Source organism: Bradyrhizobium lablabi (assembly GCF_001440475.1).
GTDB lineage: Bacteria > Pseudomonadota > Alphaproteobacteria > Rhizobiales > Xanthobacteraceae > Bradyrhizobium > Bradyrhizobium lablabi.
In genome coordinates this window covers 318,026-330,145 of record NZ_LLYB01000134.1, presented here as the reverse complement: position 1 = coordinate 330,145, position 12,120 = coordinate 318,026, and the positions used below count along the sequence as shown (strand labels likewise).

8 protein-coding genes and 1 pseudogene are annotated in these 12,120 nt (G+C 63.4%); 4 read left to right on the top strand and 5 right to left on the bottom strand.

From position 1 onward, the window contains the following. Positions 1 to 322 precede the first annotated feature (322 nt). Positions 323 to 1,543, bottom strand: coding sequence for a cytochrome P450 (locus tag CQ14_RS41095; RefSeq protein ID WP_057863428.1), 1,221 nt, complete (start codon positions 1,541 to 1,543; stop codon positions 323 to 325). A 305-nt stretch (positions 1,544 to 1,848) separates the two neighbouring features. Between CQ14_RS41095 and CQ14_RS41090 the strand changes: the two genes are divergently transcribed. The 4 genes from CQ14_RS41090 to cnbZ all read left to right on the top strand — a co-directional run bounded on the left by CQ14_RS41090 (position 1,849) and on the right by cnbZ (position 7,882). Further along, positions 1,849 to 2,550, top strand: coding sequence for a TetR/AcrR family transcriptional regulator (locus CQ14_RS41090; protein WP_082650258.1), 702 nt, complete (start codon positions 1,849 to 1,851; stop codon positions 2,548 to 2,550). Position 2,551: 1 nt separating this feature from the next. After that, positions 2,552 to 3,745, top strand: coding sequence for an efflux RND transporter periplasmic adaptor subunit (locus CQ14_RS41085; RefSeq protein WP_057863426.1), 1,194 nt, complete (start codon positions 2,552 to 2,554; stop codon positions 3,743 to 3,745). Between the two features lie 118 nt (positions 3,746 to 3,863). Further along, positions 3,864 to 6,959: a MexW/MexI family multidrug efflux RND transporter permease subunit gene (locus CQ14_RS41080; protein WP_057863425.1), complete on the top strand. Its 3,096-nt coding sequence runs from the start codon at positions 3,864 to 3,866 to the stop codon at positions 6,957 to 6,959. A 131-nt stretch (positions 6,960 to 7,090) separates the two neighbouring features. Then, on the top strand, positions 7,091 to 7,882 hold the full coding sequence (gene cnbZ / locus CQ14_RS41075; protein WP_057863424.1) for a 2-amino-5-chloromuconate deaminase CnbZ: 792 nt from the start codon (positions 7,091 to 7,093) through the stop codon (positions 7,880 to 7,882). A gap of 64 nt (positions 7,883 to 7,946) precedes the next feature. Here the strand turns inward: cnbZ and CQ14_RS41070 are convergent, their stop codons facing one another. The 4 genes and pseudogenes from CQ14_RS41070 to CQ14_RS47460 form a co-directional block, all read right to left on the bottom strand. Further along, on the bottom strand, positions 7,947 to 8,834 hold the full coding sequence (locus tag CQ14_RS41070) for an ABC transporter permease (protein ID WP_057863423.1): 888 nt from the start codon (positions 8,832 to 8,834) through the stop codon (positions 7,947 to 7,949). 4 nt (positions 8,835 to 8,838) lie between these two features. Continuing rightward, positions 8,839 to 9,780: an ABC transporter permease gene (locus CQ14_RS41065; protein WP_057863422.1), complete on the bottom strand. Its 942-nt coding sequence runs from the start codon at positions 9,778 to 9,780 to the stop codon at positions 8,839 to 8,841. A gap of 147 nt (positions 9,781 to 9,927) precedes the next feature. Beyond that, positions 9,928 to 11,439 carry an ABC transporter substrate-binding protein gene (locus CQ14_RS41060; RefSeq protein WP_057863421.1) on the bottom strand — a complete coding sequence of 504 codons (1,512 nt, stop codon included), beginning with the start codon at positions 11,437 to 11,439 and terminating at the stop codon, positions 9,928 to 9,930. A 12-nt stretch (positions 11,440 to 11,451) separates the two neighbouring features. Then, a pseudogene (locus CQ14_RS47460) lies at positions 11,452 to 12,120 on the bottom strand (oligopeptide/dipeptide ABC transporter ATP-binding protein); the annotation flags it as partial.

The window sequence follows — 12,120 nt, the reverse complement described above, 5'->3', positions numbered from 1 at the left end:
CGCGCCATTGCCGGAGGTGCCGCAGGCCGGGCCATCGCCGGCGGTGGTCCCGCCGGTCGGGCCGCTGGCGCAGCCATGCCACCTGGCGCGCCGCCTGGGCCATGGCCTCTTCCATGTTGGGCGAACGAGCCGGTGCTCAGCGTGATCGCGGAGACACCAACAAGAAATACTGCAACGCGAACGCCGAGCGGAAGCATGATCGCAACTCCCTCGTGCTTCGTCGCCCGGAAATTTCAACGCGCCAGCCTAAGAATCGTTCGCCGGGATCCATGGCTTGCGTTGCGGTCTTGTGACGCGGGACTGTTGCAATGCGTCTGCAGCCTTAGCCGACTGTGCAGGGCACGCTCAGAAATCCGCGGAATCGCACCCGGCCGCCGCGGACCGGTTCGCCGTCGAGCGCATAATCCGGAAAGCGCGCGAGGAAACGCGAGATCGCAATCGCGCCTTCCAGCCGCGCCAGCGCCATCCCGGCGCATTGATGCGCGCCGGTGCCGAAGGCGAGATGCCGGTTCGGCGTGCGGCTGACATCAAGGCGTTCGGGGTCGGCGAACTGCGCGGGATCGCGGTTGGCGGCGCCGATGCACAGCGTCACTGGCGTTCCCGGTGGCATCGCGATGCCGCCGAGCTCGAACGGCTCGACGGTCATGCGGTTGCCGAGCTGGTTGGAGCTCTCGAACCGCAGCATTTCCTCGACCGCGGTCTTGATCAGCGTGGGGTCCTCGATCAATCGCCGTTTCTCGCCGGCGTGGTGCAGCAGCGCCACCAGCCCGTTGCCGATCAGGTTGGTGGTGGTCTCGTGGCCGGCATTGAGCAGGAAGATGCAATTGTGCAGCAGCTCCTTCTCGGTAAGCCGCTCGCCATTATCTTCGCCCTGAATGAGCCGGGTCAGCACGTCGCGGTCGGGATTGCCGGGCCTGGCCCGCCGCCGCGCCACCAGCACATCCAGATAGGCAAGAAAATCCTTCACCGCCTTGTTGCCGCGGGCGAAAGCGTCCGGGCCGATCACCGGCTCCAATGCGCCGAGGATGGCGAGCGACCAGTCGCGCAAGGGGCCGCGCTCTTCCTGCGGAACGTCAAGCAGATTGCCGATCACCTCGATCGGGATAGCGGTCGCAAAATCCTCGATCAGATCGACCTTGCCTTTGGCCGCGATGGCGTCGAGCAGCCGGTCCACCAGCCTGACCAGATCGGGCTCCATGCCGGCAATCGCGCGCGGCGACAGCGCGCCCATGATCAGTCGCCGAACGCGGGTGTGGGCAGGGGGATCATTGAAGACGAGGCTGGTGGTGTGGTGCTCGTAGAGCAGAGAGTCGCCGTATTTCGGCGAGAACTCTTTCTTCTTGTCCGACGAGAACGCCTTGGTGTTCTTGTAGGCCGTGACCAGATCGTCGTAGCGGGTCAGGAAATACGAGCCGTTCGGCATCCGCTTGACCGGCTCGTTTTCTCGCAGCGCGCGATAGGTCGGGTAGGGGTCCGCGTAGAACTCCGGCGTCAGCTTTTCGAGGTCGAAGGTCGCCGCCAGTTCGCGCGCATTCAGATTCATGGCTCGCCATACCCTTTTGCGAAGACGGGACAAGTCGGCAAATTAGTCGCATGTGCAACTATCTTAATTGCCGCCCAGGGGGCGTCAAGCCGGCGCGCTGCCTTCATCGGCGTGTCTCCGCGGCTCGCTTGAGTTGCGAGCCGTCCGGAATGGGCCGGGAAGGGTGCGCGCCGAAATCAGGGAAAAAATCGTGGCTAAACAAGACGATGAGGCTGTGTCTTTGACGTCACCCTGGGACAGAATCCGTTTGGTGCGCTGCAATAGATCCTTGACTTCGTTAAGGTGAGTGATTACTCACACCCTTCATGTCCACCCTGCGTATGACCAGTGACTTGCGGCGTCAATTGATCCTGAGCGCCGCCAAGCGATGCTTCGCCCGTAACGGCTTTGCCGGCACCACGACCAAGAGCGTGGCGGCCGCCGCGGCTATTTCGGAAGGGCTGCTGTTCAAGCACTTCCCGTCCAAGGCCGCGCTCTATGCCGAAATTCTCGCCGAAGAGTGCGAGGCCGATCCGGATTTTGCGCACCTGCTTGGCCAGGAGCCTTCAACTGCCACATTGGTCGAACTGGTCAAGGGCATGGTTGGACATTTCATGGAAGCGTCCAACGGGTCGGATCAGGAGGAGGCGCAGCGGCTGCGCCTGATGACGACCAGCCATCTCGACGACGGCGAGTTCGCGCGCCTGCTCTACGACAAGATCAGCGGCCTGATCGGGCCGGTATTCACCGCATCGATCGAAAGCGCGATCGCATCTGGCGATGCGGCGCGGATCGGCAGCGATCCGCTCAACCTGTTCTGGTTCGCGCACCACACCGTGCTGATGGCAGCGCTGACGCGGCTTCCGGCCGTGCCCTGTCTTTCCTACGGCAACGCTCCCGATCTGGAGCGGCAGCTTAGTCAATTCCTCCTGCGCGGCATCGGACTTACCGAGGCCGCAATTGCTTCTCATCTGGACGGCGAGCTGTCACCGAATTCGGGACAATCGGTAACTGCGGAAAGTGCATGACATGAATATCGCGACTGAACCCAAACTTTCGGGCAAGCCGTTCACCGACAAGCCGCACAAGCGGCCGGTCCGGATGGTGCGCTGGTTCATCATCATCGGAACGCTGCTGGCTCTGCTGGTCGGCGGCCTGGTGTGGTTCAACTACTTCCGCGGCAAGATGATCGCGCAGTTCTTCGCCGGCATGAAGCCGCCCCCGGCCAGCGTCAACATCGCCACGGCGAAGTCTGAGACCATTCCGAACCTCCTGACTGCGGTCGGCGATCTCGCCGCCGTGCATCAGGTCAACGTGACCTCCGACGTCAACGGCCGCATCACCGACATCCAGTTCACGGCCGGCGCCAGCGTGAAGGCTGGCACGCCGCTGGTGCAGCTGTTCGACGGTCCCGAGCAGGGCGACCTCGCCAACTACAAGGCTCAGCAGCGCGTGGCGCAGATATCGCTGGATCGCGCCAAGCAACTGGCCGAGCGTCAGGTCGGACCGCAGGCGACGGTGGACAACGCCCAGGCTGTGTTCGACCAGGCCAGTGCAGGCATTGCCAAGACCGAAGCCATCATCTCGCAGAAGCTGGTACGCGCTCCCTTCGACGGTGAACTCGGCGTTCGCAAGGTCGAGGTCGGACAATATCTGACCGCCGGCACGCAGATCGTCTCGTTGACCGATCTGTCGGTGCTGTATGCCAACTTCACCGTGACGGAAAAGGATTCCGGCCAGCTCAAGGTCGACCAGATCGTCCGTATCGCGGTCGATGCCTATCCGGGCCGCACCTTCGAGGGCAAGATCACCACCATCGAGCCGCAGATCGCGACCGACACGCGCAACATTCGCGTGCAGGCGACGATCCAGAATCCGGACAAGATACTCAAGCCCGGCATGTTCGCGACCACCACGGTGGTGCTGCCGGACAAGCCGCCGGTCGTCACCGTGCCCGAAACCGCGGTCGACTACACGCTCTATGGCGACTCGGTATACCTCGTCAGCGAGAAGAAGGAAGAGGATGGCAAGACCAGCCTCCAGGTGACGCGGACCTTCGTGCAGACCGGCAATCGCATCCAGGGACGCGCCGAAATCCTGAAAGGGCTGAAGGACGGCGACCGCGTCGTGGCGTTGGGCCAGCTCAAGCTGCAATCGGGATCGGCGGTGACGATCTCGAACGAACCGGTGCCGCCGATTCCGGCGAAGCCGCCGCGTTACTGACGCGCCTTTTAACTGACGATCGCGCGGCCCGAGGAGGCCGCGCGGACAAAACGGCGGGCGGCGGTCTTCTCGAATGAGGCCGCGCCCTGAATGCTGAACTCAGCGGGATAATCTACAGATGGCCTTCACCGATATTTTCATCAAGCGTCCGGTCCTGTCGATCGTTGTCAGCCTGCTGATCCTGCTGATCGGTCTCAGGGCCGCCAGCGTATTGCCGATCCGGCAGTATCCGAAGCTGTCGAACACGGTGGTCAACATCACCACCGTCTATCCGGGCGCGTCGGCCAATCTGATCCAGGGCTTCATCACCACGCCGATCGAGCAGGCGGTCGCCTCCGCAGAGGGCGTCGACTACATCACCTCGTCGTCGGTGCAGGGCACCAGCACGATCCAGGTCTACATCAAGCTCAATTTCGACCCGAACCAGGCGCTGACCGAAGTCCTCGCCAAGGTGAACTCGGTCAAATATTTGATCCCGAAGGAATCGAACGATCCGATCGTGACCAAGACCACTGGCCAGACCACGGCCGTGATGTATCTCGGCTTCTCCAGCGATGAGCTCTCCGGCTCGGCGATCTCGGACTACCTGACGCGCGTGGTGCAGCCGGTGCTGTCGACGGTCGACGGCGTGGCGTCGGCCGACATTCTCGGCGGGCAGACATTCGCGATGCGGCTATGGCTCGATCCCATCAAGATGGCGGGCCGCGGCGTGTCGCCGAGCGATGTCTCGGCGGCGATCGCCGCCAACAACTTCCAGGCCGCGGCGGGGCAAGCCAAGGGCTACTTCATCGTCTCGAACGTTCAGACCAATACGGACCTGCGGAACCTCGAGCAGTTCAAGAAGATGATCGTCAAGTCCAAGGACGGCGGCTTCGTTCGGATCGAGGATGTCGCAACGGTCGAGCTTGCCGCCCAGAGCTCGGATGCGAGCGTCGCCTTCAGCGGCGAGCGCGCGATCTTCATCGGCGTGCAGGCGACGCCGCAAGGCAACCCGCTGACGCTGGTCAAGGGCGTGCGCGCGTTGATGCCGGAAATCGAACGCAACCTGCCGCCGTCGATGAAGATGAAGGTGGCCTATGACTCCACCAAGTTCATTCAATCCTCGATCGACGAGGTGAAGAACACGCTGATCGAGGCGGTGCTGATCGTCGTGGTCGTGATCTTCCTGTTCCTGGCCTCGTTCCGCTCCGTCATCATCCCGGTGGTCACGATTCCGCTGTCGCTGATTGGCGTCTGCAGCCTGATGCTGGCGATGGGCTTCAGCTTCAATCTGCTGACGCTGCTGGCGATGGTGCTGGCGATCGGGCTAGTGGTCGACGACGCCATCGTGGTGGTGGAGAACATCCATCGACATCTGGAGGAAGGCAAGACGCCGGTGCAGGCGTCGCTGCAGGGCGCGCGCGAAATCGTCGGTCCCGTGATCTCGATGACGATCACGCTGGCGGCGGTGTACGCGCCGATCGGCTTCCTCGGCGGCCTCACCGGTTCGCTGTTCCGCGAATTTGCCTTCACGCTGGCGGGTTCGGTGATCGTGTCGGGCGTGATTGCGCTGACGCTGTCGCCGATGATGTGCTCGGTGCTTCTCAAGAGCGCGGACGAGGGACGGTTCGCCAGGCTCGTCAACCGGGTGTTCGGTGCGATGACGCGCTGGTACGGCCGTCAGCTCGACCGTTCGCTCGATTATCGCCCGATCACCGGACTGTTCGCGCTGACTATCCTCGGTCTGGTCGGCTTCCTTTATATGAACACCTCCAAGGAGCTGGCGCCGGAAGAGGACCAGGGCATCGTGTTCTCGGTGACCAAGGCGCCGAAATACGCCAACATCGATTATGTCGACTTCTATGGCGACAAGCTCGACAAGGCGTTCGCCAAGTTCCCCGAAACCGACCTGACTTTCGTCCTGAACGGTATCAACGGGCCGCAGGGCGGCATTGCCGGCATGCTGCTCAAGCCGTGGGAGGAGCGTCAGCGTTCGTCGATCAAGCTGAAGCCGCTGGTGCAGGCTGAAATCGGCAAGATCGAAGGCGTCCAGGCTTTCGCGTTCAACCTGCCGCCGCTGCCGGGCGGGCCGGGTGGCCTGCCGATCCAGATGGTGATCAATTCGACCGCCGGGTTCCAGGCCGTCTATGAGCAGATGGCGAAGCTGAAGGAGGCCGCGCGCAAGAGCGGCATGTTCATCGTCTCCGACAGCGACCTCGAGTTCAACCAGCCGGTGGTGCGCGTCTCCATCGACCGTTCCAAGGCCAGCGACCTCGGCATTAACATGGCGCAGGTCGGCAGCACGCTGCAGACGCTTCTGGGCGGCAACTATGTCAACCGCTTCAACCTCGAGGGGCGGTCCTATCAGGTGATCCCGCAGGTGCCGCGCGGCATGCGGCTGTCGCCGGAATCGCTCGGCGGCTACTATGTCCCGACCAACACGGGACAGCTCGTGCCGCTGTCGACCATCGTGTCGATCGAGACCGGCACCGATCCGAACTCGCTGACGCACTACAACCAGCTCAACTCGGCGACCTTCTCGGCGGTGCCGATGCCGGGCGTGACGGTTGGGCAGGCCGTGGACTTCCTGGAAGGCGAAGCCAAGAAGCTGCCTGCCGGCTTCGGTCATGATTACCTGGCCGACTCCCGCCAATATGTGCAGGAAGGCAACCAGCTCGCGATCACCTTCGGCTTCGCGTTGATCATCATCTTCCTGGTGCTGGCGGCCCAGTTCGAAAGCCTGCGGGATCCGCTGGTGATCATGATCAGCGTGCCCATGGCGATCGTCGGTGCGTTGATTCCGCTGTTCTTTGGCGTCGCGACCATCAACATCTACACCCAGGTCGGGCTGCTGACGCTGGTCGGACTGATCACCAAGCACGGCATCCTGATGGTGGAGTTCGCCAACGAATTGCAGCTCAAGGAAGGCCTCGACAAGCGTTCGGCGATCGAGATGGCGGCCCGCATCCGGCTGCGTCCGATCCTGATGACGACGGCGGCGATGGTCACCGGCCTGATCCCGCTCTTGACGGCAACCGGCGCCGGCGCCGCCAGCCGCTTCTCGATCGGTCTCGTCGTGGTATCCGGCATGTCGATCGGCACGCTGTTCACGCTGTTCGTGCTGCCGGCGGTCTATGTCTGGCTGGCCACGGACCACCAGGCCGAGGCCGACTCGCAGCGGACCAAGGAGATCGCCGATTTCGATCTCGGCACGCAGGGGCTCAAGCCGACCTGAGCTTCTTCGCCGGGAATGATTGCGGGCGACGGCAGCGGAAATCGCTGCCGTCGCTTTTTTGTGCCGGGGGCATGCGGTCCCGGCGACGCCGTCGGCACTCCATGCTAGGAAACAAGAAAAAGGGAGCCAGCATGACCAGCGACTTTGCAGCCGGAAACTACCGCTTCATTCCAGCCGTGTTTCAATATTCCGGCGGGGTAGCGGCCAATCCCGGGTATGAAATCGAGCGGGTGCGCTTCGACAAATGGGTACCGCTCGCCGAGGGATTTGCGCAGATCGCAAAATACATTCAGGCGGCAGGGCGGCCGCTGACCTCATTCTGCGCCTGTGAATTGCGCTCGCCGGCCGCCTTCACCGACGAGGGGTTTCGCAATTTCAACCTGCACTACGTCAAGACGCTGGCGGAGTGGGGCATCTATGACGGAACGACCAACCCGGTGGCGCGCAGCAATGTCTGCCCGGAAATCGACCCGCCGGCCGAGCCGTCGTTCCATGCCTTTTCATTCACGCGGCCGAGCGAGCGCGCTACGCCGAGCTTCGTGATCGCGGGCAGTGGGGAATCGCAGGAGGGCAACGCGAGTTACGCCGAACGCACGGTCCGCTACCGCGATATCAGCCCTGAGGGCATTGCCGAGAAGGTCCGCTACGTCGCCGGCGTGATGGAGCGGCGCATGGGCGAGTTCGGCGTCGGCTGGAAGGACGCGACCGCGGTTCAGACCTACACCATCCACGACTTCCACCACGTCTTCGCCGATGCGCTCGTCCGCCGCGGCGCCGCGCGTTCGGGCCTGACCTGGCATTTCGCCCGGCCGCCGGTAATCGATCTCGAATATGAGATGGATTGCCGGAGGGTGCTGCGGGAGGTGGTGATTCAGCCAGACCCTCATCCTGAGGAGCGCGTCTTCGCGCGTCTCGAAGGATGAGGCCACGGTCGGGCCTCATGGTTCGAGACGGCGCGTTGCGCCTCCTCACCATGAGGGGCGGGCCCTACCGCTCCCTCGGATCCAGCGCGTCGCGCAGGCCGTCGCCGACCAGGTTGAACGACAGCACGACAAGGAAAATCGCCAGCCCGGGCCAGATCGCCATCCACGGCGCGTTGGTGAGGAAGCGCTGCGCGGCATTGAGCATGCTGCCCCAGGATGGGGCGGGCGGCTGCTGGCCAAGGCCGAGGAACGACAGCGCGGCCTCCGCGATGATGGCGGCGGCGATCGACAGCGTCGCCTGCACCAGCAGCGCTGGCATGATGTTCGGCAGGATGTGAAACAGCGCAATCCGCCAGCGCGGGTTGCCCATCGCGCGCGCGGCCTCGACATAATCCTCGACCTTGACGCTCATCACCTGGCCGCGGGTTAGCCGCACGAAGATCGGCGTCGCCGATATGCCGATCGCGATCATGGCGTTGCCGAGGCTGGGGCCTAAGAATGCCGCTAGCGCAATCGCGAGGATCAGGAACGGGCAGGCCAGCATCGCATCCGTGATGCGACTGATCAGGGCGTCGATGAAGCCGCCGCGATAGCCCGACAACAGGCCGAGCGGAACCCCGATCGACAATGCGATGCCGACCGAGATCGCGCCGGCCAGCAGCGACGCCCGCGCGCCGTAGATCACGCGGGCGAGAATGTCGCGGCCGAGCTCATCGGTCCCGAACCAGTGCAGCGCGGAGGGCGGCTTGCGCACCAGCGACCAGCTTGTCGCGATCGGCTCATACGGCGAGATCAGCGGCGCAAACAGCGCGAGCAGGACGAAAGCGCCGATCACGACGAGGCCGGCCACCGCGCCCTTGCGCTTGAACAGCCGGCGCAGCGCGCGTCGCGCCGGGCTCTCCAACTCGTCTGTTGTGGCCAATTTTATCGTGCCAAGGGCAGCGTCGGTCATGGCCTTAAGCCCTCAGCCGTGGATTGACGAGCACATAGGCGATATCGGCAATGAGGTTGAGCGTGATGTAGATCGTCGCCGTCGTCAGCACGACGCCTTGCACGACGGCATAGTCGCGGTTGAAGACAGCGTCGACGATCAGCTTGCCGAAGCCTGGAATCGAAAAGATTTGCTCGGTCAGCACCGCGCCGGACAATAGCGTGCCGAGTTCGAGCGCGCCGAGCGTGATCACCGGCGTCAGCGCGTTGCGCATGGCGTGCTTGAGAATGACCGAGCGCTCGAGCAAGCCCTTGGCGCGGGCGGTGCGGACGTAATCGCTTTCCAGCACCTGCAGCATGGCGCTGCGGGTATGTCGCATCAGGATCGCGGCGATCGCGTTGCCGAGCACGAAGGCCGGCATGATGGTGGAGGCGATGCTGGCGCGCCAGTTCTCCGTCAGCGGCACATAGCCGGACGCCGGCAGCCAGCCGAGCTGGATCGAGAACAGGAAGATCAGCATGATGCCGAGCCAGAAATTCGGCGTCGAGATTCCCCACAGCGCGAAGAAATTGGCGCCATAGTCCCAGGCCGTGCCTTTCTTCACCGCCGAGACAATGCCGGCGGGAATGCCGATCAGGAAGGCAATGACGATCGCCATCGATGCCAGTTGCATCGTCACCGGCAGTTTCTGCGCGATCAGTTCGCGCACCGGCACCTTGTTGCGCAGGGACTCGCCGAAATCGCCCGACAGCACGCCCTTGACCCAGTAGACGTATTGGACAGGGACCGGCTGATCGAGCCGGTACTGCTGGCGGATTTGCGCGATGACATCGGGGTCGCGTTCCTCGCCCGCCATGACCAGCGCCGGATCGCCCGGCAGCAATTGCTGCAGCGAGAAGATCAGGATCGAGACGAAGAACAACGTCGGGATCAGTTGGACGATACGGCGTGCGAGGAAATGCAGCATGGCGCTATCCGTGTCCCCGGCGCAGCGTAGCGTGCAACGCTGCGCCGCCGAACCGGGACCCATGCGAGAGGGACGGCAGGTCCCGGATCAGCATTGCACCACTTTGCGCTGCAATGCGTCCGGGACACGAGTGTCTGTTCTTCACGCTCACTTCAGCTTCAACCCGACCACGCGTACCAGCCCGTCCGGCATCTGCTTGTAGCCTTCGAGCTTCGTCGTATGCGCGATCAGGATGCGGCGGTGATAGATGTAAAGCAGCGGCTTCTCGTCGAGCACGATCTTCGTCAGCTTCTCGTAGATCGCCTTGCGCTGGGCCTGATCGGTGACCAGGCGGCCCTCATCGAGTGCCTTGTCGGCGTCCTTGTTGGACCACGCGCTGTAGTTCTGCGGCGCGTCGGTTTTCTGGAAGATGTAGGAATTGCCGTCCGGGTCGATCCGTCCGCTCCAGGCCAAGAGATAGGCCTGGTATTCTCCGGCCTCGGCCTGCTTCAGCGAGGTCGCGAACTCGGTAACCCTGAGCTTCATGTCGAAGCCGGTCTCCGCCGCCATCGACTGGATCACCTGGGCTGCCGCTTCGGTTTCGGCGCCCTTCGACACCATGAAGTCGACGCTGACCGGCGGCGTGACGCCTGCTTCCTTCAACAGCGCCTTGGCCTTGGCGACATCGCGCTTCGGCACCGGAAATGCCTTTTGATAATAGGGATGATCCGGATTGATCCACTGGTTTCCGGGCTTGAACTCGCCGTTGGACACCACCTCGCTGATCGCGTCGCGGTCGAGCGAGAGGTCGAGCGCCTGACGCACCTTGGCGGACTGGCTGAGCGGTCCCTTGGCCTTGTCCTTGCCGACGTTCAGCGTCACGCCCTGATAGCCGAGCTCGATGGCGCTCGACAGTTTGAGTTTTGCGTCACCCCTGACTTCCTTGATGTCGGTCGCAAGCAGGCGCTCGATCAAATCGAGGCCGCCGGATTTCAGATTGGCAAGGCGAACCGTCGCGTCCACCAAGGGCAGATAGACGATGCGGTCGATATGGATGTTGTCCTTGTTCCAGTAGTCCGCGAATTTCTCGAACACCATGCGGTCCTGCTGCACGCGTTCGACGAATTTGTAGGGGCCGGCGCAAACCGGGCGCAGGCCGAACTTGTCGCCGGCCTCCTTGGCCGCCTTGGGCGACACCATCATCCCGGCGCGATCGGTGAGCTGGGCGACCAGCGGAGAGTAGGGCGCCTTCAATGCCAGCTTGATGGTGAGGGGATCGACCACGTCGATGCGATCGACCGCCGCCAGCTCCGGCTTTCGGAACGAGCCGGGAAACGTCAGATGGCGCTCCAGCGAAAACTTGGCGGCTTCCGCATCGAAGGCCTCGCCGTCGTGAAACTTGACGCCGGGTCGAAGCTTGATGGTGACTTCCTTGCCATCGGCCGAGGTTTCATGGCTCAGCGCAAGCTGCGGCACGATGTTCAGTTTTTCGTCGATGTCGAACAGCTTGTCGCAGAACGATGCGAACACGATGCGGCCCACATAGGTGCGCGCCATGGTCGGATCGAGAATGTCAGGATCTTCGGCAAGCCCGATCCGCAGCGTGGTCTGGGCCTGAACATTTGCTGGAAGCGACAGCAGCAGCGCCGCCGCGGTAACTGCGTAACGAATGATCTTCATGCTGCCATCCCCTTATCCACGATTACTCGGCGGTGTCCCTGATAAATCAACCCCGGCGCGGCCTGCGCCTTCCGTGCCGCCGCTGAAGGCAGCGACCAATTTTTCCAGCATCGGCGAAAAGTCGCCATCGGCGGGAACGATGGCTTCGGATGCCGGCAGTTCGGCCGTGCGGTGACATGCCGTGGCGTGCCCTGAGCCGTCGGCGAGCAGCGGCGGAACTTCGGTCCGGCAGCGCGCGATAACGTAGGGGCAGCGGGTATGAAAGCGACAGCCGGAAGGCGGATGAAGCGCGCTCGGCATCTCGCCCTCCAGCACGATGCGGCTGCGCTTGGCCTGCGGTTTGGGTACCGGGATCGCCGACAGGAGCGCGCGGCTATAGGGGTGCCGGGGCGCAGCGAACAGCGCATCAGCCGCAGCGGTCTCGACGATGCCGCCGAGATTCATCACGGCGACGCGGTCGGCGATGTGTTTCACCACGGCAAGATCGTGGGAGACGAAGATATAGGCGAGGCCGAGCCGGTCCTGCAGATCGCGCAACAGATTGAGGATCTGCGAGCGGATCGAGACGTCCAGTGCCGACACCGGCTCGTCGCAGATGATCAGTTTCGGCTCCACGGCGAGCGCCCGCGCAATCGCAATGCGCTGGCGCTGGCCGCCGGAAAATTCGTGCGGATAGCGGCG